The organism is Bradyrhizobium erythrophlei (assembly GCF_900129425.1).
Taxonomy (GTDB): domain Bacteria; phylum Pseudomonadota; class Alphaproteobacteria; order Rhizobiales; family Xanthobacteraceae; genus Bradyrhizobium; species Bradyrhizobium erythrophlei_C.
In genome coordinates this window covers 8421832-8444868 of record NZ_LT670817.1, presented here as the reverse complement: position 1 = coordinate 8444868, position 23037 = coordinate 8421832, and the positions used below count along the sequence as shown (strand labels likewise).

Here is a 23037-nt window from a genome sequence, read left to right as displayed (position 1 = left end):
CAAGGCGTCGGGGAGCCGATTCGAAGGCCTGGAAAAAGCCCCGTTCCAGGCTCGAATTTTGTCTCGCCGCCGCTCAGCTGCGCCGCGCGATCTGGCCGGAATCGACGTCGAAAACTTCGCCGGTTGAGCCGATATCGATGAAAGCCGCGGGGTCGGCGCCGGTCATCCAGACCTGCGCGCCGAGTGCTGCCAACTCCATGAACAAGGCGTTGCGCCTGTTGGGATCGAGATGCGCCACCACCTCGTCGAGCAGCAACAGCGGCGTGATGCCCGTCATCTCCGCGACCAGATTGGCGTGTGCCAGCACCAGTCCGATCAGAAGCGCCTTTTGCTCGCCGGTGGAGGCATCGCGCGCCGGCATGTTCTTCGGCGCGTAGATCACCTGCAGGTCGGTAAGATGCGGGCCGTCGAGGGTGCGGCCCGCGGCGGCGTCGCGGGCGCGGCTGTCGCGCAATATCTGCCGGTAGCGATCCTCCACGGAAGTGGCGGGTTCGCTGATCAGCGCGTTTTCCATCCAGCCGTCGAGCATGATGTCGGCGGATGGAAAGGCCGACGCTTCGCCGCGCGCGCGCAGCATCGCCGCGAGTTTTATCGCGGTCTGGCCGCGCATCGCCGCCACCGCGACGGCGAGTTCCGCGGTTTCGCGTTCGATCGCGTCGCACCAGTGATCGTCGTAATTGCGCACCTCCAGCAGCCGGTTGCGCGAGCGCAGGCTGCGGTCGAGCGCCGACACCCGGCTGGAATGCTCGCTGTCGATCGCCAGCACCAGCCGGTCGAAAAACCGCCGCCGCTCCGATGCCGCGCCGAGAAACAGTCCGTCCATCGCCGGCGTCAGCCAGACCATGCGCAAATGATCGCCGAATGCGGTTGCGGAAGGAACCGGTTCGCGGTCGATCCGGCTGCGCCGGCCGCTGGCGGGCGCATCGCTGCCGGATGGGTCGATGCCGGTGCCGAGCGTTGCCAGCCCCAGCGCGCCTTCGACCTCGGCGGACACCGCCCAGGAGCCGTCGCCCTGGTTGTCGGCGACATCCTCGAGCGTCGCGCGGCGCAAGCCGCGTCCGGGCGACAGAAACGAGATCGCCTCCAGACAATTGGTCTTGCCGGCGCCGTTCGGTCCAACCAGCACCACCACGTCCCCGCGCGTCTGCAGGCTCGCCGCGCGGTAATTGCGGAAGTGCGTGAGGGTAAGGCGGTGGATGCGGGAGGCGGTCATGGGGTCTCTTGTCATTGCCGGGCTTGACCCGGCAATCCATCGTCCGCGTCAGCGGACAATTTCATCATATAGATCCCGCCAACCCGGATTGCCCGCGATGATCAGATCAATCTTCCACCCGCGCGACCAGTGTTTGATGTTTTTCTCGCGCTGAAGCGCTGCTGCTATTGTTTCGTGCGGCTCAAAATAAACCAGCGTTTTGACGCCATATCGCTTGGTGAAACTCTCGGCCAAGCCCTCACGGTGCTCGTAGACGCGCCGCACCAGATTGTTTGTCACGCCGATATACAGCGTTCCACCGGGTTTACTGGCAAGAATGTATACCCAATAGGTCATTTCGAAGCTTGATGGATTGCCGGGTCAAGCCCACGGCTGTCCGGTTCAATTTTTGTGGACGAAGCGCATGGCATTGATTCTATTCGGTCCTGGACGTCTGCAAGCGATCCGGAACACGAATGGAGATCAACACCATGCGGCATGAGAATAGCGTATTTCATGGACTTCTGAAGCACGTTCCGTGGCATCAGTTCGACAGGCTTGTGGAAGACCATGATGCCGATGCGCGGGTGCGGCGACTTTCGACCAAGAGCCAGTTGGTGGCGTTGCTCTACGGCCAGTTTTCGGGTGCAGCGAGCTTGCGGGAGATCGTGACGGGGCTTTCGAGCCACGCCGTGCGGCTCTACCATGTGGGCGCCGGCCCGGTTCGGCGGTCGACCTTCTCGGATGCGAATGCACAGCGGCCTGCCGCCGTGTTCACCGAGCTGTTGGCGATCATGATGAAGCAGGCCCATCGCAGCCTGCGGCGCAAGCTCGCCGAGACCACCTATTTGATCGATGCCACGAGCGCACGCTTGAACGAGCGCAGCGCCGGCTGGGCTCGGTTCTCGGCCGGGGTCTGCGGGGCCAAAGTACACGTGATTTACGATGCCGACGCCGATCGCCCGATCTATGCCGCAGTCACCACGGCCAAGGTCAACGATATCACCGCGGCCAAGCAAATGCCGATCGAGCCGGGAGCCACCTATGTCTTCGACCTTGGCTATTACGATTATGCCTGGTGGGCTGAACTCGACGCCGTCGGCTGCCGGATCGTCACCCGTTTCAAGTCCAATACTCCGCTCGATCTGGTCGAAGAGCTGGCGGTCACGGCTGGCAGCAACATCCTCTCCGACCGCATCGGTTATCTCCCCGCCCGCCAAGCCAGAAGCCGTCGCAATCCCATCAAGGATGCGGTGCGCGAGGTGAGGGTCGTGACCGAGAGCGGAACCGAGCTCCGCATCTTGTCGAACGACCTCGATGCCAGCGCCCAGGAGATCGCCGATCTCTACCGCAGGCGCTGGGCCATCGAACTGTTCTTCCGCTGGATCAAGCAGACCCTCAAGATCACTCGCTTCGTAGGCACCTCCGAGAATGCCGTACGCATCCAGATCGCCGTTGCGCTCATCGCCTTCTTGCTGCTGCGCCTGGCCCAAGCCGCCCACAAGAATATTCCCAGTCCGATCGTCTTCACCAGACTGATCCGCGCCAACCTCATGCACCGCCGACCCATCGACAACCTGCTCCATCCATCGCCCTCGACCAGCCAAGATCAACGTCAGATGAGCCTCCAGCTATGCTAAATCTAAACCGGACAGCCGTGGGTCAAGCCCGGCAATGACGAGTTAGTTTTTTCCTACACCCGCATCGGCATCAGCACGTAGAGCGCGCCCTTGGAATCCTTGTCCTGCACCAGGGTCGGCGAGCCGGGATCGGCCAGCCGCAGCACCGCGACCTCGCCCTCGATCTGGGCCGCGATATCCAGCAGGTAACGCGAATTGAATCCGATATCGAGCGGGTCGGACGCGTATTCGACTTCGAGCTCCTCGGTGGCGCTGCCGGAATCCGGGTTGGTCACCGACAACACCAGCTTGCCCGGCGACAGCGCCAGCTTCACGGCGCGGCCGCGCTCGCTCGAGATGGTGGAGACGCGATCGACCGCGGCCTCGAAATCCTTCTTGTCGACAATCAGCTCCTTGTCGTTGTTTTGCGGGATGACGCGGCCGTAATCCGGAAACGTGCCGTCGATCAGTTTCGAAGTCAGCACCACATCGCCGATGGTGAAGCGGATCTTGCCTTGCGACAGTTCGATCAGCACCTCGGCCTCGTTGTCCTCGATCAGGCGTTGCACTTCGCCGACGGTTTTGCGCGGTACGATCACGCCGGGCATGCCGGATGCGCCCTTGGGCAAAGCCAGGTCGATCTGGGCGAGACGATGCCCGTCGGTGGCAACCGCGCGCAAGGTCGCAGCCTTGGCGCTGCCGGCGGTGTGCAGATAGATGCCGTTGAGATAGTAGCGGGTCTCCTCGGTCGAGATCGCGAACTGGGTGCGGTCGATCAACCGTTTCATGTCGGAGGCGGCCAGCGTGAACGAATGCGTCATGTCGCCGGCGGCGAGATCGGGAAAATCGTTTTCGGGCAGCGTCTGCAGCGTGAAGCGCGAGCGGCCGGCGCGGATCGCCAGCACCGAGCGGTCGCCGTCGCCTTCCAGCACGATCTGCGCGCCGTCGGGCAATTTGCGCACGATGTCGTAAAACATGTGCGCCGGCACGGTGGTCGAGCCGCCGGTCGCGGTTTCCGCCGGCAGCGTTTCCGTGACCTCGAGATCGAGATCGGTGGCTTTCAGCGACAGCCGCGCGTTTTCGGCCCGGACCAGCACGTTGCCGAGGATCGGAATGGTGTTGCGGCGTTCGACCACGCGATGGACGTGGCCCAGCGACTTCAGGAGTTGCGCGCGTTCGACGGTGACCTTCATTGCAATACCCGCCTGATCCTAAGATGGAAAAGCCGGGCGGCCAAAGGCGCGCCGCGGCATTCGAGACCCGAAAAGCCAGATCAAAGCTGGATTTGATCAAAACCCGCGGGGGACCGCAAGGTGGCGCGTATGGGCCGCCAGCGCAAGTGAAACGCGGGGGTCGTCCCCGACGTTTTGCTGGGAAATCCCGCCCTCGCGGGTCGGCGAACGCCGGTCTCCGCCTGGGAACAAAGCCGGCGCTCACTCCTGCAACTGGCGCTTCAGCGATTCGACCTCTTCGGAGAGCGCCGTATCCTTGGTCACCAGGGCCTCGATCTTGCGCACGGCATGGAGGACGGTGGTGTGGTCGCGCCCCCCGAAGCGGCGGCCGATTTCCGGCAGCGAGCGCAGCGTCAGGGTCTTGGCCAGGTACATCGCGACCTGGCGCGGACGAACGACATTGGCGGTACGGCGCGAAGACAACAGGTCGGAGCGGCTGACATTGTATTGCCGGGCCACCACGCGCTGGATGTCCTCGATCTTGATGCGCTTGGGTTCCTGCGGGCGGACCAGGTCGCGAACTTCGCGTTCGGCCATTTCCAGCGTCACCGGCTGGGCGTTGAGCTTGCTGTGCGCCAGCAGGCGATTGATGGCGCCCTCGAGGTCGCGGCCGTTGTGGGTGATGGTGCGGGCGAGATAGTCCAGCACCGGCGCCGGCACATCGAAGCTCGCATGATGGGCGCGGGCCGCGGCGACGCGCGATTTGAGGATTCCGAGCCGCAATTCCTCGCCGAGCGATCCCATTTCGACCACCAGGCCACCGGCGAGACGCGAACGCACGCGGTCGTCGAGGCTTTCCAGGTCGGAAGGCGGACGATCGGCTGCGATCACCACCTGGCGCCCGGCGTCGATTAGCGCATTCAGCGTGTGACAGAATTCGGCCTGGGTCGACTTGCCCTGCAGGAACTGCAGGTCGTCGATGACAAGCACGTCAATGCCGCGCAACGCTTCCTTGAACGCCAGCGCAGTCTGGGTCTTCAGCGCCGCGACAAAGCCGTACATGAATTTTTCGGCGGTAAGATAAAGTACCTTGCGTTCGCTGCCCGAGTTGCCGGCCCATGTCACCGCCTGCAGCAGATGGGTTTTGCCGAGACCGACGCCGGCGTGGATGTAAAGCGGATTGAACATCACGCTGTCACCGCGCCGTCCCTCAGCCACCTGGCGCGCCGCCGCGTGTGCCAGCGTGTTGGAGCGGCCGATGACGAAACTTCCAAATGTCAGACGCGGATCGAGCGGCGAGCCGCCGAGCGCGTCATGGCTGGCGGATACCGGCGCGATCGCGGTCGCGCGCAGCTCGGGCGCGGGACGGCCATCGGAGCGTTCGGCACGCCGTTGATCGGGCGGTGCGGCGACTTCTTTCGCGGGCGCCGCGCATCGCATCGCCGTGCGCACGGTGAGATCGATCCGGTGTACCTCCGGCATCTCGGCTTGCCAGCAGGTGAGAACGCGCTCGGCGTAATGCGCCTGGATCCAGCTCTTGAGAAATCGCGTCGGCACCGAAAGGTGAACGCTTTCCTGCTGCACGCTTTCCAGGTCCATCCGCGCGAACCAGCTCGTGTAGACGTCTTCTCCAACGCTCGAGCGCAGCCGACCCTTCACGCGTGACCAGCGATCCTGTTCCATATTTGACATTGCCTGACGACTTTTCTGAACGAGGGATGTTTTCTGCGAAACCGCCGGGCGGGTTTTCCGCGCGGCGCGACCTCAAGCGAGGCTTCGTCTTCAGCCATAGACCAGCCGTTCGGCGAAATGCCGCGGGCAATCAAAAGGGCTGAAAGGGAAGCGTCCGCGAGGTCAGCGCGTACTCAACGGTCTGTCGGGACCGCGCGCGCGAGGCCGCGCATCGGTGGCCTCCTGGTGGGTGGCTGAAAAGGCATTTTCTGAAAATGCATTTCCCGAAAATGGCATTTGACGATCGACTACCGTGCTGATTCCGTAAGGCATGCAACCTCCCCCTCTCGCCGCGATTGCGCGCGGCAAGTTGTCATTACTACGTGTGTTTCAAATTCAGCCGGCGATGACCGAACTTCAAAATCGTTCAGCCATCACGCCGCTTTATTCAGCCCGTTCGTTCTAACCCGCCCTGGTGCTTCGCTTCCGGCTGCTGGCGGACAGTTCCATGCGTATCTCTCTTGTTCGAAGCGAGCGAGACACGAATGCCGCGCTTTGAGAAATTTCGACACAGAACTACCGTTCTCATATTGCTATGAGTTTTGATCCGACAATCGCTTGGAAAGCGTCGCCAACGCGCACACCGCCGCCGATTTGCACGTCCGCCCCGTTCCTTAAACCGCGCTGGTCTCAAGAGCCGTGGGCGCCGCGAACGCTGTAAGAGATACATCATGCCTCATTTCCCGCAACGGAAATGATTCAACGCTGGTGCCGGCAAAATCGACTTCGCGCCTGCCAAATCCGGCAGCGGCTTTCGCGCGGAGCGGCAAGGTTTTGAATCTGCGCACAGAATCGAAACGCCGAAGCGCCGTCATATTTCTCACAATCGCCCAAAATAAATTCATAAATCGTTTACGTTTGAGCCGGGCGAAACGGAATTTTCGAACAAGCCTTCGCCACTATGCCGATAAGTGACTACGCAACCGCGATTTTTTTTGCTCGTCGGAATAGGGTAACCCCACTTCCTTGTCGAAGGTGCTCACCCATTCGCCATTGCTATTTTAAAAGCAAATGAGGCCAATAAGCGGCATCAATACCGTCGCGCACGCCATCGCGTTCCAAAGCCCCTCTCGTTGCATAGGGCAGTGGAAGCATGGGCGCGCATCATTCGCGCACACCGCACTTTCGCGGAGCAAGACGGCACCAAAAACAAAAAAGCCCGGCAATGCCGGGCTTTTTGACGAATATCAGTTTCGATCAGTTCATTTCGCGAGCTTGGCGATCTGATGCGCGAGCCGCGAGACCTTTCGGCTCGCATTATTCTTGTGAATGATGTTGCGCTGCGCTGCCTGCATCAGCTCGGGCTCTGCGCGCGTCATTGCCTTGATCGCGGCGTCGCGGTCGCCGCTCTTGATCGCCTCTTCGACGATGCGAACCGCGCCGCGCATCTGCGTCCGGCGCGACTTGTTGATGATGGTGCGGCGGGCAATCTTGCGCGTCGCCTTCTTAGCGGAAGTCGTATTGGCCATGGCTTTCAAATATCCTTCGGCGGTGACAGGTCGCTAATTGGTCGGGCTTGAATGCGCCGGCCGTTCAACCGCGTGATCGACGCTATCGTGTTTTCGGGTGTTCCTGAGAATGCCAGGTCGCGAGGAACATGCTCGCATGAAGGCGTGGCTCAAAGAACAGCGGCGGCAGGATTGCGCCGGCCGCCATTGCGGGTCTTATAAAGGGCGGGTTTTGCAGCGTCAACGCTTTCCGGGCAGGCCGGAACCGGGGAGCCCGGTGGTAAAGCGCCGATAAGGTGCTGATCAGGTTGAATTTCCCGCGCTACCCCGCTAATGGCTGACTGCGTTTTCGGGCGCACAAATAGAGGGTGACGCATGATCCGCGGTTTTTTCCGACTTGTGGGCCTGCTGCTGCTGGCCGGCGGATTTATCTTCATGGTCTATGACGGCGCGCGCTGGGTCGCCGATCAGACCCTCCGTTTTACCCGGTTCGGCCAGTTCTGGAATGACATCCATCAATCCAGCCAGCAGGCCTTCCGGGCCTGGGTGGAAGCCCACGCGCCCTGGCTCTGGAGCACCATCGTCAAGGTGATCCTGGACCAGCCGGTTTTTGCCGTGTTGGGCGTGCTCGGCATTCTGCTGATGCTGCTGTTCCGGCCCCGCAAGCCGTTGATCGGCTATTCGCGGAACTGAGCCTGACGGATCCGACCGATGCCCCGGTCTTGCCGGCCTGCGGCATAACGGGCTGCGGCTGCCGACGTAAAGACATATATTATATATTAAGGTCATCATTTTTCGTCTGTGTACCGCCGGGAGGTGCCCATGTTGTTCATGCGCAAAACCACCGCGCTGCCGAGCGAAGCCGAGGCGCTGCCGGGGCGTGCGAATCCGATCCCTACTGCTGTCCGGCATTTCGTGAACGGCCGCCAATTGCAGCCGCCTTATCCCGCGGGCCTGGAACAGGCGGTGTTCGGGCTCGGCTGTTTCTGGGGCGCGGAGCGTAAATTTTGGGAGCTCGGCGATGGCATCCACACGACCGCGGTGGGCTACGCCGGGGGTCATACCAAAAACCCCACTTACGAGGAGGTTTGTTCCGGCCGCACCGGTCATACCGAAGCGGTGCTGGTGGTGTTTGATCCGAAGAAGATCTCTTACGATCGGCTGCTGAAGGTGTTCTGGGAAAGTCACAACCCGACCCAGGGCATGCGCCAAGGCAATGATGTCGGCACCCAGTATCGCTCCGCGATCTACACCTTCAGCGATGCGCAACGCAAAGCCGCCGATGCGTCCAGGGCAACCTATCAAAAGGCGCTGGCCGCGAAGGGGCTCGGCGCGATTACCACCGAGGTCGCGCCGTCAGGCGAATTCTATTTCGCCGAAGACTATCATCAGCAGTATCTGGCCAAGAATCCGGCTGGCTATTGCGGACTTGGCGGCACCGGCGTGTCGTGCCCGATCGGCGCAGGCCTTAGCGCCTGAGCGCGCCGCATCCGGATTGCCCGGCATCATGTGGAAAGCCGGATTCGGCTTTCCGCATTGGCAGGCAAAAACCATTTGTTAACCATAACCGGTGCAAAACTGGAGCGGTCTCGCTATGAGGGATGGCTCCGGTGCGGGTTGCGCGCGCGTTTCAACTACCGATCACTGCCATCATGACCGCGCTCGCGTTGTCGGGCTGCATGCGCACGACCGATCCTGTCGCGATGGCGCAGCCGCAAAGCGATCTCGACTCCTTTGCTTACGGCCGCCCATACGCTCAAGCCCCGCAGGCCGCGGTGTCATCGCCCTACGGTGTCGCTGATTCCGGCGGAGGCGGCGCCATCAGCGCGCTTCGCGATAGCTTTGCCGCGGTCTCCGAGCGCTCTTACGCCGCCACCCCGGTGGCCTATGCGACGGCGCCCAGGCCGGCGGTCCATGACGCGGCCTACAAACTCGATGCCGGCGACAAGTTGCGGGTGGTGGTCTACGGCCAGGAAGGTCTCACCAATACCTACGCGATCGACGCCGGCGGTGCCATCACCATGCCGCTGATCGGCGCGGTGCCGGCGCGCGGACGAACGCCGGCGGGTCTGGCTTCGGAGATCACCGGCAAACTACGCAACGGATATATCCGCGAACCCTCGGTGGCGGTGGAAATCGAATCCTACCGGCCGTTCTTCATCCTCGGTGAAGTCGCCGCCCCCGGCCAATATCCTTACGTGCCCAATATGAGCGTCGAAAGCGCGGTGGCGATCGCCGGCGGATTTTCGCCGCGTGCCCGCCGCGACAGCGTCACCCTGACCCACACCGATGGTGCCGGTTCGATGCGCGTCGTGGTGCCGCTCGGCACCGCGCTCAGCCCCGGCGATACCGTGCAGGTCGGCGAACGCTGGTTTTGACGAAGTACCTTGTCATTGCCGGGCTTGACCCGGCAATCCATCTTTTCAAAGGACTCTTTTTTGGTGGATGCGCGGATCAAGTCCGCGCATGACGAGACTACTGCAAATGCCTGGCAAAGAAGGCGAGGCTGCGCGGCCAGGCGATTTCGGAACTCGCTTTGTCATAGCTTGCCCGCTCGTCGCAGTTGAAGCCGTGCTGTGCGCCCGGATAAACATGGACCTCGACATCCGGCCGCTTGGCGCGGATGGTCTCGACGTCGCTGAGCGGAATGCCGGCGTCCTTTTCACCGAAATGAAGTTGGGTCGGCACCTTGGGCTTGTCGTCGGCGAAGCGCACGACGGCGCCGCCGTAATAGCCGATCGCGGCCGACAGCCCGGACAGCTTGGTCGCGGCGGCGTAAGCGATGCTGCCGCCGAGGCAAAAGCCGATGATGCCCACAGGCCCGACATTCTTGACGGCGTCGATGGCGGCCTGGGTGTCGCGCAGCATCGCCGCCCAGTCCGGATTGGCGACGAACTTGCGTGCGATCGCGACTTCATCCGGCGAATAGCCGGAGGTGAAATTGGGTTCGACGCGATCGAAGATCGCGGGCGCGATGGCGACATAGCCTTCGCCGGCGAGACGGTCGCAGACCGCGCGAATGTGGTGATTGACCCCGAAGATTTCCTGGATCACCACCACCGCCCCTTTGGGCGCGGTCGCGGGGTCGGCACGATAGCCGCCCAGTTGAAAATTGTCCGAGGCCGTCAGCTTGATATCTTGTCCCACGGGTCATCCATTGGTTGAGAGTTGATGGTTTGCAGAATTGCTTGCGAGCAGGGAGTATGCGGTTGGCCGCCTGCTATTGCCACATCCAGTTATGGCCCCGGTCGCCCTTCCAGCCGGCCATTCTGCCGTTCCCGAGGTACGCTGCGCGGCAGGCCATCGAGGAACGGCAACACCGCGGCGATGAAGGCCTGCGGCTGATCGATGTTGACGGCATGGCCGGCGGACGGGATCACCACTTTTTTCGCATCCGGAATTTTCGCCGCCATGTAATCGGAGGCCGCGAGAAACGGCGTGTCGTCGGCGCCGACCACCACCAGCGACGGTACCTTGATATCGGGCAGCATTTCGATCACGCCGGCATCGCGCTGGGTCAGCATGCCGCGCGCGGCCCGCGCCAGACCCGACGCATCGCGGTGGCTCACGCTCGAGCGCTCGCGGCTTTGGGATTCCAGGACCGCCAGGCCTTCGCGCTCGAAACGGTCGGCGGTGTCGTGGGCGCGCTTATTCCAGGCTTGGCGGGCATCGTCCTTCTTGAAACCCGGCCCGGTATCGATGATCAGGAGTGCCTCGACCCGCTGCGGATGCGCGCGATAGAAAGCAAGCGACATGTACCCCCCAAGCGAAAGTCCGCCGACAATGGCGCTATGAGCGCCGACCTGGTGCAACAAGGCGGCCATATCCGCGACGGTCAGAGCTTCACTATACGCAGCCGGATCGTCAGGATAATCGGACTGGCCGTGGCCGCGCATATCCCACAACACAAGTTTGTGATGCTTCGACAGCGCCTCGATCTGGCCCCGCCACATCGCCGATGTCGATGAATAGCCGTGGGTCAGCAACAGCGCGGGGCCGCTGCCGTGGACCTCATAATAGATTTCGACCCCGTCCCGATCGAGTTTTGGCATCGGTCTTTCCCCGGCATTCCGTCGCGGCCTTATCCTAGCGCGATCCGTTCGCCCGAGGGAGCTGCCCAACTTCCCAGGTAAGGACCCGCCTGCTGCGCCCGTGTGGGAACAAATTCCGACGAAGTTTTTACCGCGACGCACAACAAACATTTCGCAATTTTATTGTCCTGGCGCAATTCCAAATTGGATTGCCAGCGGATTTGAACACGATCATTCTTCGCGCCTGGGGTGGCACGCAACGCGTTCAAACGTTGCGCGGGCATATCTCGGCGCAAAGAAATTTCAGATATTAGCAGAAACTGTCACCGTGACCCGCTTCATCGGCGTCGATAGAAGATGATATTTCCCCAGTGAAATCAATCAAAACGGTCGCGCTCAATAGCCCGCTGCATAGCTTCATTACTGCTTCCCTCGCCATGTAAACTCCAAAATCCTCAATTCGACGCGACGTCCAATTCTAGGCGTACTTCACCTTAAATAGTAACAAGGGCCTTTGAACATACGTTCACTACTGCAGGGTCTTCTAGACGATATAGTCAGTAGGATGTGCAGCGAAGCAATACCCATCGATTGCGGTTCGTGAAGATAATCGGTCCCGATGGGCTCAACTTATCCTGCAGGCGCCGTCCACCCTTACCCATCCGGCTGCGCCGTGGCTGCGACAAAACAACACGACGGGCAAATTTCGCTTCCGCCGTCGGGCAAATCACCTTTACGACTCACGCCATCCTGTCCCCGAGGAAGGGGCGTTGGCCATCGTCACCGAACGTTGGGATGGGATGTGGTGGACGCGGCGGTGTCGGGCGTGAAATTTGTTCGCAGGGCGGGTTTCCGTGAGCGGACGACGGCGCGCAGGACGTACGATGCTGAAGCGTACGGCGAAGTCGTGTGGTCCTGACGCCTCAGTGGTTGGCGTCAAGTCTTGCGGAGGTGCGAAAGCCCGACCGGGCCGAGTGCCAGATTCCGTGGGGCGACGGAGACAACAAAGCCCGATTCTCCGGGGAGAGCGCGGTATAAGCCGTAAAGCCATTGCGCAGGGAATTCGTAGGCACAAAAAGCACAATAAAATCAGTGCTTAGTGGCGTTTGTGTCCTCGTTTGTGTCCCAATCCGCTGTCTCCAAAGACGGGCGCAAAGAAATCCAGCTTCAGGTCTTAGATATCGCGCTTGGAGGCTATTTTGGCACGATGACATCGTGCGCATAGCCGGTCCTCCGGTTGAAAACGTACGAGTTCTTTACGTCTGCAGCAGCGCCTTCATGATTGTCGTAAAGGCGAGTGCCGGTGATTCCCATCAACTCAAGGCGTTCAAAAACCTCTGATGCGGCAGAATTTGGGACGATTATCTTGTGAAGCGTCGTAACGGGTTTGTCGTCTAGTGTGGAGTCGATTCCCTTATCGATGAAGTCCTCCAAATCCCGATAGGGCACATCCCGATGTCCATATTGAAGCGCGTCGTATACGAACACGCCCATCTGGCGGAGCATCCGTGTGTTCCAACTTAATGGAAACTCCAGGTATCGGAGAACGTTTAAGTCGTAGCCAGCGGTAAACTGTTCCCTGCGCTCGCTCCAGCGAAAGTCATCGAAAGCGGCACCGCTTCCAACATGCTTGCGCCAGAGAATTCCCAACGCGTTCACGTCCAGAGCGTAGATGGCCGTCGCTCCGTCGTCCCATGGCCGAACGCCATCGAAGGCCATCCATAGAGCAACATAAGGGGAATGGCTGAAATCAATTAAGGGCGACGGAACCCCGTGGTGCCGCGCGTACTCTAATTTCGCCCGGTTATTCATGGGCGGTGAAGGAAGTTTTCCAACCTCCGCAAGACATGCCAAGAAATGGCTGATCGCCTCGTCCATTCCGATGATAGCAAGTTCGGTACTAGCACCTTTCCGCACATGGCGCGCCAGCGTCGATTCCAACCGCCAACTGTCTTGCCGATGCCCTCGAAAAACAATGTTCCGGTCTGGCACGGCCAGCTTCGTCAATACGTCAAAAGCGGCTTCTGCGGTTTTTACGTTTATTATTTTGATTCCCATACTGCGCACCTCTTACGGCGAAGCTCGGCGGATTCCACCAGCAGCACCTCCAGCCGTTCGCGATCCGACAAGATATCAGCGGGAGGTGGCCGTCAATCCCAGTTCAAAAAAGACCGGACCGTGGTCAATTTTTCACATCAGGTCTAAACGTTGGTTGAAGATTAAGAACCCGAACTCTCCGGCACCCAAGCGTGCGGAAGCGGCATTTTCTTTCTAGCGCAACTGCTCAGATATTGGCGGTTGCTCGCTTCGAATAGCCATCAACCGAGCTGACAGTTCCGCCGCTCGAACTCCTAGATGAACCTCTCGGTGATGCGAGGGGCATAAACATGCAACGTTGTCGATTGTATCCTCCCCACCCGCGGCTAGGGGTACGATGTGGTGGACTTCTGTGTACTGAACTCGGTCCGCCGTCTCGAAGGCCGGATGCGTGCAGCCCGGGACTTCACAGCAATGAGACGCGCGCAACCTCGCTATGGCAATGACAAGCGGATTGCGATCATACGCTCGCGCGCTGAGAATTCGGATTGCGGGCCGCTGCGGTTGAACTGCGGTCTGAGCTTCGTATTTCGCGAGAAGCTGATCCAGCATCAGTTCTTCGAGCCTGTCCGCCTCGTCCGTGGTGATGGCGGCAGTTGCGCTTGCCTCTGCGTACGGGGGCTTATCGGTCAGAGTACCGCCCCATACCCGGTCGAACTCACTCCTTAGCGCGGCCGTTTGGATTAAGGCCGCTGTCGCGTCATAAAACTCGCCCCAAACGGCCCTATCGGCTTCTCCGGCACCGGACATTCCTTCACCTGGCACCCTCGGATCGAGCGACCGAAAGTTCATCACCTTCGCGTACACGCCGCTGACCGCCCGACCGATTGTCAAAGCCATGGTTGCTACTGGCGAGCCAGGAAGGCGAGATACGGGCTGACCAAAGGTCTGAGCGTAGGCCCAAAGGCCAGCGAGAGACTCATTTCGTGTCCAATCCCGTCCGGTCCTGGTCCACAATGCATCTAATCGAGCCGCGTGTTCAGGCGTAAGACGATAGTTTGTACCCGCCTGCATCTTGAGGTTAGCAAGATCGCGGAGCACAGGGTCTTCCAGGCACCAATCCCGCCGTAAAACTTCCCTGCTAGTCGCGACCTTCACCAGACGCATGACCGCGCGCACCTGAGGCGCGCTGGCGCGGGGACCTTCTGTTCGCCAGAACTGTATCCCCTGAGGATCTTCGCCTCGGAGTTCTGGAGCGGCAGTAACAATTCCTTCCGCGATGATGCCGGGAACTGCTTTGCGCGAGCCCTGGTTACGCCAAAAGTAGACGCGATCTCCGACATCGATCTCTTTCGCGTACCTGCTCACCAACCAGACCACTTGGGCGGGCCGCGATGCGAGATACGCATCGATGTCGTATTCGTCAGGATTGCCCTGGAAAATCCAAGTCTGCATCTTCGAGCCCCCATCAAACAGCCGACGAATATCGGTTGCGGCCCATTCATAGGGGCCGAACCCGCATGCCGCCAGCGCCGCGCATGGGCGGCGCGCCAGTCACGAACATCCGCAACACCTCGTCGTGGCTAAAGCCGGAGAACCGATGTCTCGTCCCGGCCAACAGCTTCGCCGAATATGCGCCGGAGCCAACCCGGAGACCAAAAGATAGACGTGGTCTGATTCGCGCTCAACGATGACCGACCGCTCGCGGCGTTTGCTGGCATCTCGACCGAATTCAAGGCGACCGGGGCACGAAGTCAAAACCCGTCCTCAGCCCCGCTTGGCGCTGTAACATTCAGTTACAAAAATCCGTAAGGGCGGCGGCCTCGCACAGCTTGCACGCTGTCCTGCGTTGCGGTTGAACGGAGCCAATGAGGGTTAGGGCGGTATTCGTTCTTTTGGGGTTGACGGCATTTGGGGCCTACTCGGTAGGCCGCCAGAGCGCGCCCCTGAGCTTTGCGCCGTCCGCATTGGCGCAGCCAGTAGTCTTTAATGGGCTATCGACGACAGCCCCAAACGCTTCTGGCGGGGCTACGCCTTCCAAGGCCGCGTTGCCCGACAAGCCTGCCGCGCCTGATACCGAGCGCAAGGTCGAGACCGTCCTGACCGCCGCCGCCATCGCGGCGATCATCGTCCAAGCGAGCCGGGATCAGTATCACGCCGGGGGGAGGCCCTGCGCATGTCCCGATGACACCGCGCGGAATGGCAGCACGTGCGGCGGCCGCAGCGCATATTCGCGCCCGGGCGGTGCAGCGCCGCTTTGCTATCCTAGCGACGTGACGGCGGCGATGATCGAGTCTTGAAGGCGTGTTTGGCTGGTATCATTGCCCGAGCAGATTGAGCGCGCAGTGATAGCCGGACCGCATTTTGAAGCGATCGAGCGCCCGGATCGCTCAAAAGCGCAGCGGCGATTATCGTTTACGTAAGCGCTCTTACTAACCGCCGCCCAACCTCTTCGACACCGAGAGACCATTGGGCGGCGACGCGGTCGGCTAAGATCATCGAGTATTTGAAAACATCGTCCCGTCCAACGTTGTGCCAAACAGGCAAGATTAGTTTTTCTTTTTCGACGACTTCTCTTGTGAAGATCGAGTCGTACTCACGCTTGGTCCAACCTGCGTTACTCAAGAAATTGGGTGTTAGCACCAGGATGCACTTTGGGCATTCCTTGAGGCCAGCTTCAATACTTTCACGCAAGCTGTCTCCCACTTTCAACGAAAAATCATCATACCAAACCGGACACATGAATTTCTGAAGCTGTATCGCTAGCGGGCCGGCTATCAGCTCTTTGTCACGACTGTCATGGGAAATGAATGCCATCGGTCGTTCTAACTTGTTGCGCATGTCCCTATGTTCAATGCTTCGAAACGTGAGATGGTGGCCGAAGCTTCGAGCCTCACGTGTCATTTGCTCCTTGTGTTCCTCGCGGACAGGTCGTTCCGAGTAGAATGTGATCCTACCCGTAAAGGCCAGGTCAGTCCCGTGCGTTTGTTCGCCTGCAAAACCTGCTGTCACACCGACATTTGTGCGAGGCCAATCTAGGATTTCGTCCAATTTATTTAGCAGCAATATTTCAGGACAATCGACACCCGCAATGTCGGGTATATAGAACCAAACAAACTTGGAGTTTGCCTGAAAGTCCATGCACAGCGTCGCCGTGACTTCAGGGCTCAAAGTGCCATCAGGTAGATTCATGGTCCACTGTTGATTGTGCCGGAGGTATGTCGATCCGTCTTTCAAAAAATACTCGTGCAGGGACGCCATTACAAGACACCGTGTTTCCAGCGCTCAACCGGAGTACGTTTTGAATCTTCCGTGTCGAACGCCGCGCAAGTAACCCCGCGAGACATTCGCCTCAATCTCCGCTTCTAAAAATTGATTCGCAACAAGCAACGCCTTCACAGCTTCGCGTGCATCGCCACCGCACGCTGCGATTGCCTGATCGGCCGCCGATTCCAGCCACTCCACGTCGGGTTGTGGATTGGGTGCGCTTGCCTTGGACATTGAAGCGGTTCCGTGGTAGTCGAGGCCCGCATGTTCTCATTATGTTCTTGTCGAGTCAAGGACAGCCAGCGAGACCGGAAAGGCGACTGAGGTATGTCCGCAAAAATAAATGAAACTAGGCGGGTTGCTATTTCGCTTCTCGACGATCTCGAAGGCGCCGTTGCTCCGGTTGAGGGAATCTTGATGAAGGCGAAGCGTCTAGCACGCCTAATGCGAGACGCGGATGCGCAGAAGTGGCTTGACTTGGAAACGCGAGGATATCCCGAGAAGTTTAATTTTAGGACGCTCGGAACGTGTCGGCAATATGCTACGGCCGGTGGAAGATTGAATTCAGACGACTCATATTGGTCCGCCAGCCTGCCAGAAATAGAAGCGAACTGTCGTTCTAACGAAGCGAGAGTGAATTCATTCCAAAAGCCGGGAAGCACGCCGCAAGTGATCGAGAATTTTCTTGTAAAAAATGCCACTGAAGCTTTCGTCGTCAGCCAGCTTAACATGCAGCAAAAATTGGCCGATCAATACAGGCAAACCAAGTCCCTTCTAGTCTCGCTCAGGTCGGGGATTCACAGTTACGCGACGGATATGTTTCTCGCCATCGAACTCGGAGATGTCGCGCAGGATATATTTGAAAGCGCTAGAGGCGATGTTGACTCGTTTGTCAGGGCGCACTGTCCGAAAGGTGCCGAGCAATTAATTGCTATCAACGAACGGATGGCTGACAAATCAGCAGAGTCTCGAACGGCCGCGCTGACCACGTGCAGAAGACTTTTGATGACCGTAGCCGATTCCATTTTTCCTGCGAGAGACATGGAGTGGATAGACGGACGCGGTAAGGCTAGAAAGGTTGGCGTTGAGCAATACAAAAATCGGCTATTGGCCTATATGGCTGAGCGGCAAGGCGCGAGTTCTCAAGAAATCATCGCTTCGGGTATTGAGCACCTCGCGGCGCGACTCGATGCGATCTACGAGAAGACCTGCAAAGGGGTTCATGTTGACGTGTCGGAGCAAGAGGCGCGATTGGCAGTGATCCACACCTATCTCTTCATCGGAGAGGTGGCGAACAGCTCAAAGGCTGAGCGATAGGAATTCTAGTTGACGGTGCGGGATGTCAGGAGCTGAGATGAAAATAGATTCCGACCGTGAAGCACTGATGTCAACACTCCAGTCTGTCGTATCCGCATATGAAGCGGAGACATCGCACCATTCGCTGTTGGGGCGTCCTTCTCCTGATGGGAAAGTCTTCCGCCCGGTTGCCGAGGCAGTCGGTAAGTGTAAAGCCTACAAGCAGGTGGAGGGCCATGTATTGTTCACCGCCAACGGCGGACGAATAATCAGCTCAGGTGGCCTCGCACCTCCATTATTCAATCGGGCCATGCATGACGTTGCCGGAGCAGCAGACTGGTTACTGCGTTTATTGTCGGTGCGTTCGGCTGATGGATGCTTTAAGTGCGCCGTTTGGGGCGTGTCAATCGACGAAGAAATCCGACTGTCCGAGTCTGCTCGACTGTTGCCGTTTGATGCGCTGAGCGAATCCTACATGAAAAAGTATATAACAAATCGCTCAAGGCAGCTTTATGGTCAGGCTGTATGGTTATCGACCAACCTCTTCGATATCCCAGGAGCGGCATTTGTTCTCGATGCGCCGAACTTTCCCCACATAGGCAGAGATAACTCGCCCTTTCTGGAATTTGAACGGCTACAGGGCGAAGCGATCAACTTTTGGACGCTGCTTGAAGCCGCATCGGTTGGTAGCCCGTTGGCGTTCGGCTACTGGTTTGAATACGAGGACGAGGATTTGGAAATATCTGCGTGGGAAAACACGTTGTCGTGGACTTTCTCAGAAATCGCCCCGCGAATCAGTACCGCCGTCGGAGTCGAGCCCCAAACGATTTTAGCAGACACTCGACAATTCTTCGCGCTTCCTCCGAAGTGCCAGTCTGATTTAAAGCGGTCGATGAATCGTTTCGTGCTTAGCAGGTGTCGAACGTTTTTAATTGATCGCATTCTTGACCTTGCGCTTGCGTTTGAGATCGCCGTCAGTGGCGAGAGCGAAAGTTATACAGCGATAAGTTGGAAAGTGGCTGTTCGGACCGCTCAAGCAATTGGTGGAGCAATTGAAGGGCGACAAGCCGTCAGGCGAAAAGTTAGTGCGCTTTATAACCTTCGAAGCAAAGCTACGCATGGGGGTAGCATGAAACCCGACGAGCAGGCCAAAAACGCCCAGCTCGTCGAAGAGTGCTCGGACATATATAGACGGCTGTTACGCAGTCTCTTCGAAATAGGCGCGAAGCCGGACTGGAACGTTTTGGAACTTCAATCGCGTGAAAGCACCGTCGAGAGCCCTCACAGTGGAAAATGAGAATTGAAGATCGCTTCGGCAGAATATGAAACCCTTCTGATTGAGGTGCAGGGTGCGCTCGGCCCTGAGCGCAAGCCTCTTCTTTTTGGTATCGACGGAAAAGCGGGTGTCGGCAAAACGAGCCTTTCTAATTGGCTCGCGTGGCAACTTGGGATGCCTGCCATCCACCTCGACCTGTTTTTGGTGCAGACCGTGGTCGCTGGCCCCGTTGCCCGGCGCGTCGCTGATCTGGGCCGATGCATGACGGCGCGGGGAGATCGGCCGATTATTGTTGAGGGTGTCCTACTATTGGAAGCCCTGGATGAGGTTGGACGCGCCCCGGACTTCCTGATTTTTGTAGATGAGCAGCCGTCTGCCAGAGTCAGGCCTGTAGACAGCGACCTGATCGACACGAGAGAATTTTCGCTTGCCAATCAGGTTGACCGTTACTTTTCTCGCCGGTCACCGGCTGATCGTGCAGATTTCAGACTTAACGGTTATGCCGCTCGGTAAGTCTTTGAAAACAAACGTTCAAAATGGGTGGGGTTTGCTATGTAGCGCTCTCCCGACTCCCCCCCCGACCGCCCCGAAGGGATCGATGCTCACCGCAATCTTGTGGCCTATTCCGCCCATCCCGCCTGAAAGCTATTGGCGGACGACACCCGCTTACGCCAATCGGCGCGGTGGCGATGCTCGACCGCCACAGCCTTACGGGCCTCCAAGTCCGCAATGATCTTGTCGATCTCTGCGCCGTCCAAGGTCCGCTTGATCCGCAACACAATGCACAACGCCGTCACGACATCGCCGTAAGGCAACAACAAATCCCACGCGGCAACATCGCAGTGCGCGATGAACGTCTCAATGGACTTCTCGCTGGTGCAGATCAGCATCGCCAGTTCGCGCGCCTGCCGGAGGTCATCGACGGGCGTGCCGGGCTCCCCTTCCAACAGCATCCGTTCAGCGGCCCGACCAGCCATCAGCTCAACGCACTGATCATACACACTCCCGAAGACATCAGCGACCGAACCGCGATCCTCACCCGGCTTGGGCATCAACGGAGCAATTGCCTCCCGAACGTGCGAGGCGTCGCCACGACCATTCGTGAACGCCTCGACGTGGCCTTCGCCCCACACCCGGCCCTCATAGCCGGGACCGGGGTCTACCGTCGCGCCGCCCAACGGATGCCCAAGCAGGCGGGCAACAACGATGTGCCCAGCTTCGTGGACCGCGATGCGCTCATCGTCGTCATGGGAGCGGCCGAGCACGGCGAGCAGCGTGTCGTACTCATCAACCCCCTCGTGACCGCCGCCGTCGTCGGTGTTGCCAACTCCGACGCCAGCAGCGGTCACCGTTCCGGCTGGAGAGGCGGCAAGCTGCTCGGGGACCTCATCAGCCGGAATTCCTTCAGTCATGGCCGAGCACCTTCCTGTGGCGGGCGTACATGCGCGCGCGAATATCGGCGACGGTGTCGTCGCCGAGCTGCGGCATTGCCCGGGCGATCATCTCCGCAACGACGGTAGGGATGCGATCCTCGTCGTGGGGATCGATAATCCAGCCGTCCACGCGAAACGAGGTTTTGTGCGGCTCCCAGCCCGGCGGTCCGGCCTTCACGGCGTCACCTTCAGCGCGCGGGCGGGACCGCGATCAATCACGGTGAAGTTGGCCTCGCGCAGGGCAGGATCGGAAACGACGTAGGGCACACCCTTGGGTTCCTCGATGGCGTCAAGATCGACAACATCGGGCGCAAGCGGACGGTAGTCGCTGCCCCGCGCACCACGGAGCTGGGCGCGGCGCGGGTCGGTCACCGGCACCGCCGCGCCATGGCGCAATGCCCGCTGTGCAGTCGGCACCGGCATCATGGCATCTTCATACTGCCCGGCGAACCGCTTGCGGCCGTCATGGTCGCGGTAGTTTGCCGACCGCAGCATGAACACGGTCATGGTCGGCGCGACCGGCTCAGGCACGGGGACCGGCGGGGCTTTCGGGCGGAGCGGGATGGCCGCGCTGCCGTCTTTCACTGCACCCACCATCCGGCGAACGTCGGGGACCACGAACGCGAAAGCGATCTCGGCTTCTCCAGCCACGCCCGAGAGATGGCGGCCAAGCTGCCCAATTTCGAAACTCAGGTGATCCAGCGCCATCAGGTTTTCCGCGATCTCGCGCATGGCCGACAACGTCGGCTCGACACGCTTCTCGATGTCGCTGACGGCGGCGTTGATCTCATCCGAGACCTTCGCGCGTTCGGCGCGGTCGCGTTCGGCCGCGAGTCCAGCCTCGGCCTCCGCCTTCTGCTGGGCCAGAAGGCCGAGCGCATCCTCGATGCCCGACAGCGCCGACTTGGCGCTATCGACAGTGCCCTGCAACTTGTCGAGCGCGCGCTGATCGTCGAGATCGCCCGACAGGAGCGCCTCCTGCCGTGCCTTGATCGCCTTGCCCAAGGCTTTCTGGGCAGCGATGCGCTTCTCGGCAAGTTGGTCACCGCGCTTCGCAAGCGACGCGATGACGCTTTCAATTTTGTCCATTTGGCTCTTACGGAATACGGGGAGTTTCATGCAGCAATAGTACGCTGACGCGATGACGATGCGTAGACATCAGCCTGTTGCCGCGCGCTCATTCGGAACGATTTTTGATGCGCCTCGCTCAAAAGAGCGTTTTTTCGCGCGGGCTTCTGCAGCGACGAGCGCGGGCAGACCATCGTTTTGCTCAATCCAGTCGAGCAGCCGTCGCAGCGAGATCAACCAGACTGACCGCGCGATGCAGACGCCAATCGGCCGACCAGCGGCTGCAGCTTCGGCGGCGTGGCGGCGGATCGTTTGCCGCGACGCGTCGGCAATAAACGCAGCCTCATCTGTGCCGATGCAGTCATGCTCGACGAACGCATCAACCCAATCGCCGCCGGGCGCGAGGTTGTCCAAACGGTCGAGCTGCCGACGAACCTCGCGCAGGATGTCGTTACGCTCGCCGGACATCAATGCACCGTCCGCTCTCGGAGCGCCTGATCCATCGCCGCGCGGATAGCGCTGTCGATCAAGGCACGCACCTCAACCAAGTCAAGCGTATCCACGCGGCCGTCGGGGCCAACCCGAAAGCCGACGATCTGATTGTCGGCGGCGAGCGACTTCCTGTCGTCTGTCATTGGATGATCTCCTCGTCTTCATCGTCCACTGCATCGATCTCGCCTACCCACGAGACTCCATCACCGGGGAGGATCGGCCCGCTCAGCTCCTCCAAACATTCGTGAATCTCAGCTCGCACGGTCTCCTCGACCTCGCTGCGTGAACGCATCTCGCAGACCGCCGCGATCTTGCCGGGGATCGACAAGCAGCGTTCGCGGAACGCCGCGAAGATGGTCTCCGCGCCCCGCTGCACGGTGGCGAGGCGGACAAGCTCGCCCCGCGTCACCGCATTCTTGAGCGAGACCGCCTCCGCCTGCTCGCGGGCAAGACGGGCACGCTCGGCTGTAAGCTGGGCCGTGGCGGAGTTGCCGTCCGTACCGAGACGCCCATCAGGCTTCACACGGTGACGCGCAAGCGCGTCCGATGCCGTCGCGACCCGGAACAGCGGCTTCTTATCGGTTCCGGCATCCGGCGACGTGCCAGCCAGTGCGCGCACCAACGTCTGCCGGTCAACACCGAGCATGCCAGCGAGTCTATTCAGACTGTATTCGTACATTTTCTCCTCGAAAAAACAGATGTTGGCCCTTGGTGATTGTCAAACCTAGCGATGGGTTGAGCGCGGGCGCTACCCGTCCTAGACCCCCGGCCGGGAAGGACCCGAGCGATATCTGCGCGGAAGCCTAAGCTGCCGATTTTCGTCGCCGGTGCCGCCGAACTTTGTTCGCGATCGCCCTTGAGATGGTGACCATCCCCGCACCCGCCTGCGTGATGGCCACCGCTCGGCGAATCCGCTTGCTGGGGTGATCACCGCGGTCGCGGTTATCAGCGCCACGGCCGTCGCGACTGGCATCG

General features: G+C 60.0%; 24 protein-coding genes and 1 pseudogene. 8 read left to right on the top strand and 17 right to left on the bottom strand.

Translation table 11 applies throughout. The features are described from left to right. Window positions 1-73: 73 nt before the first annotated feature. Window positions 74-1213: a DNA replication/repair protein RecF gene (recF, locus tag B5527_RS40170; protein ID WP_079606429.1), complete on the bottom strand. Its 1140-nt coding sequence runs from the start codon at window positions 1211-1213 to the stop codon at window positions 74-76. A gap of 48 nt (window positions 1214-1261) precedes the next feature. Next, complete coding sequence (locus B5527_RS40165; protein ID WP_079606428.1) at window positions 1262-1549, bottom strand: GIY-YIG nuclease family protein; 288 nt, start codon at window positions 1547-1549, stop codon at window positions 1262-1264. 134 nt (window positions 1550-1683) lie between these two features. Here B5527_RS40165 and B5527_RS40160 point away from each other — a divergent pair, with 134 nt between their 5' ends. Beyond that, complete coding sequence (locus B5527_RS40160) at window positions 1684-2832, top strand: IS4 family transposase (protein ID WP_079607136.1); 1149 nt, start codon at window positions 1684-1686, stop codon at window positions 2830-2832. 53 nt (window positions 2833-2885) lie between these two features. Here the strand turns inward: B5527_RS40160 and dnaN are convergent, their stop codons facing one another. The 3 genes from dnaN to rpsT form a co-directional block, all read right to left on the bottom strand. Continuing rightward, window positions 2886-4004: a DNA polymerase III subunit beta gene (gene dnaN / locus B5527_RS40155; protein WP_079606427.1), complete on the bottom strand. Its 1119-nt coding sequence runs from the start codon at window positions 4002-4004 to the stop codon at window positions 2886-2888. 240 nt (window positions 4005-4244) lie between these two features. Further along, window positions 4245-5675, bottom strand: a complete 1431-nt coding sequence (gene dnaA / locus B5527_RS40150) for a chromosomal replication initiator protein DnaA (protein ID WP_079606426.1) — start codon at window positions 5673-5675, stop codon at window positions 4245-4247. A 1241-nt stretch (window positions 5676-6916) separates the two neighbouring features. After that, window positions 6917-7183 (bottom strand): 30S ribosomal protein S20, encoded by a 267-nt coding sequence (gene rpsT / locus B5527_RS40140; protein WP_079606424.1) that lies wholly within the window; start codon window positions 7181-7183, stop codon window positions 6917-6919. A gap of 354 nt (window positions 7184-7537) precedes the next feature. On the opposite strand from rpsT, the gene B5527_RS40135 reads away from it, so the two are divergent. The 3 genes from B5527_RS40135 to B5527_RS40125 all read left to right on the top strand — a co-directional run bounded on the left by B5527_RS40135 (window position 7538) and on the right by B5527_RS40125 (window position 9540). Next, window positions 7538-7855 (top strand): hypothetical protein, encoded by a 318-nt coding sequence (locus B5527_RS40135; protein ID WP_079606423.1) that lies wholly within the window; start codon window positions 7538-7540, stop codon window positions 7853-7855. 129 nt (window positions 7856-7984) lie between these two features. Continuing rightward, window positions 7985-8641 carry a peptide-methionine (S)-S-oxide reductase MsrA gene (msrA, locus tag B5527_RS40130; protein ID WP_079606422.1) on the top strand — a complete coding sequence of 219 codons (657 nt, stop codon included), beginning with the start codon at window positions 7985-7987 and terminating at the stop codon, window positions 8639-8641. A gap of 131 nt (window positions 8642-8772) precedes the next feature. Beyond that, window positions 8773-9540, top strand: coding sequence for a polysaccharide biosynthesis/export family protein (locus tag B5527_RS40125; RefSeq protein WP_425305048.1), 768 nt, complete (start codon window positions 8773-8775; stop codon window positions 9538-9540). Window positions 9541-9637: 97 nt separating this feature from the next. Here the strand turns inward: B5527_RS40125 and B5527_RS40120 are convergent, their stop codons facing one another. The 4 genes from B5527_RS40120 to B5527_RS40105 all read right to left on the bottom strand — a co-directional run bounded on the left by B5527_RS40120 (window position 9638) and on the right by B5527_RS40105 (window position 14685). After that, complete coding sequence (locus B5527_RS40120) at window positions 9638-10309, bottom strand: dienelactone hydrolase family protein (RefSeq protein WP_079606420.1); 672 nt, start codon at window positions 10307-10309, stop codon at window positions 9638-9640. Window positions 10310-10398: 89 nt separating this feature from the next. Beyond that, on the bottom strand, window positions 10399-11214 hold the full coding sequence (locus tag B5527_RS40115) for an alpha/beta fold hydrolase (RefSeq protein WP_079606419.1): 816 nt from the start codon (window positions 11212-11214) through the stop codon (window positions 10399-10401). Window positions 11215-12387: 1173 nt separating this feature from the next. After that, complete coding sequence (locus B5527_RS40110; protein ID WP_079606418.1) at window positions 12388-13251, bottom strand: FRG domain-containing protein; 864 nt, start codon at window positions 13249-13251, stop codon at window positions 12388-12390. A 213-nt stretch (window positions 13252-13464) separates the two neighbouring features. Next, window positions 13465-14685, bottom strand: a complete 1221-nt coding sequence (locus B5527_RS40105; RefSeq protein WP_079606417.1) for an HNH endonuclease — start codon at window positions 14683-14685, stop codon at window positions 13465-13467. 56 nt (window positions 14686-14741) lie between these two features. Here B5527_RS40105 and B5527_RS46985 point away from each other — a divergent pair. Then, window positions 14742-15005: pseudogene (locus tag B5527_RS46985) on the top strand (SOS response-associated peptidase); the annotation flags it as partial. A gap of 640 nt (window positions 15006-15645) precedes the next feature. Here B5527_RS46985 and B5527_RS40090 read toward each other — a convergent pair. Further along, window positions 15646-16491, bottom strand: a complete 846-nt coding sequence (locus tag B5527_RS40090) for a toll/interleukin-1 receptor domain-containing protein (RefSeq protein ID WP_079606415.1) — start codon at window positions 16489-16491, stop codon at window positions 15646-15648. A gap of 24 nt (window positions 16492-16515) precedes the next feature. Continuing rightward, window positions 16516-16731, bottom strand: coding sequence for a hypothetical protein (locus tag B5527_RS40085; RefSeq protein WP_079606414.1), 216 nt, complete (start codon window positions 16729-16731; stop codon window positions 16516-16518). A gap of 93 nt (window positions 16732-16824) precedes the next feature. On the opposite strand from B5527_RS40085, the gene B5527_RS40080 reads away from it, so the two are divergent. Genes B5527_RS40080 through B5527_RS40070 form a run of 3 tightly spaced genes read left to right on the top strand, consistent with a single transcriptional unit; the run spans window position 16825 to window position 19582 of the window. Continuing rightward, complete coding sequence (locus B5527_RS40080) at window positions 16825-17814, top strand: hypothetical protein (protein ID WP_079606413.1); 990 nt, start codon at window positions 16825-16827, stop codon at window positions 17812-17814. A gap of 37 nt (window positions 17815-17851) precedes the next feature. Continuing rightward, window positions 17852-19090: a HEPN domain-containing protein gene (locus B5527_RS40075; protein ID WP_079606412.1), complete on the top strand. Its 1239-nt coding sequence runs from the start codon at window positions 17852-17854 to the stop codon at window positions 19088-19090. Between the two features lie 3 nt (window positions 19091-19093). Then, complete coding sequence (locus B5527_RS40070) at window positions 19094-19582, top strand: hypothetical protein (protein ID WP_079606411.1); 489 nt, start codon at window positions 19094-19096, stop codon at window positions 19580-19582. 107 nt (window positions 19583-19689) lie between these two features. Here the strand turns inward: B5527_RS40070 and B5527_RS40065 are convergent, their stop codons facing one another. The 6 genes from B5527_RS40065 to B5527_RS40045 all read right to left on the bottom strand — a co-directional run bounded on the left by B5527_RS40065 (window position 19690) and on the right by B5527_RS40045 (window position 22741). Continuing rightward, window positions 19690-20481 carry a hypothetical protein gene (locus B5527_RS40065; RefSeq protein ID WP_079606410.1) on the bottom strand — a complete coding sequence of 264 codons (792 nt, stop codon included), beginning with the start codon at window positions 20479-20481 and terminating at the stop codon, window positions 19690-19692. Further along, entirely contained in the window at window positions 20474-20680 is a 207-nt protein-coding gene (locus tag B5527_RS40060) for a hypothetical protein (protein ID WP_079606409.1), read from the bottom strand. Before B5527_RS40060 ends, B5527_RS40065 begins: the two co-directional genes overlap by 8 nt. Next, a complete protein-coding gene (locus tag B5527_RS40055; protein WP_154072786.1) occupies window positions 20677-21507 on the bottom strand; it encodes a hypothetical protein in 831 nt (276 codons plus the stop codon). Before B5527_RS40055 ends, B5527_RS40060 begins: the two co-directional genes overlap by 4 nt. 153 nt (window positions 21508-21660) lie before the next feature. Continuing rightward, window positions 21661-22038, bottom strand: a complete 378-nt coding sequence (locus tag B5527_RS40050; RefSeq protein WP_079606407.1) for a hypothetical protein — start codon at window positions 22036-22038, stop codon at window positions 21661-21663. Continuing rightward, on the bottom strand, window positions 22038-22205 hold the full coding sequence (locus B5527_RS45045) for a hypothetical protein (protein WP_154072785.1): 168 nt from the start codon (window positions 22203-22205) through the stop codon (window positions 22038-22040). The genes B5527_RS40050 and B5527_RS45045 overlap by 1 nt, the downstream gene beginning before the upstream one ends. Further along, a complete protein-coding gene (locus B5527_RS40045; RefSeq protein ID WP_079606406.1) occupies window positions 22202-22741 on the bottom strand; it encodes a hypothetical protein in 540 nt (179 codons plus the stop codon). The genes B5527_RS45045 and B5527_RS40045 overlap by 4 nt, the downstream gene beginning before the upstream one ends. Window positions 22742-23037: the final 296 nt, after the last annotated feature.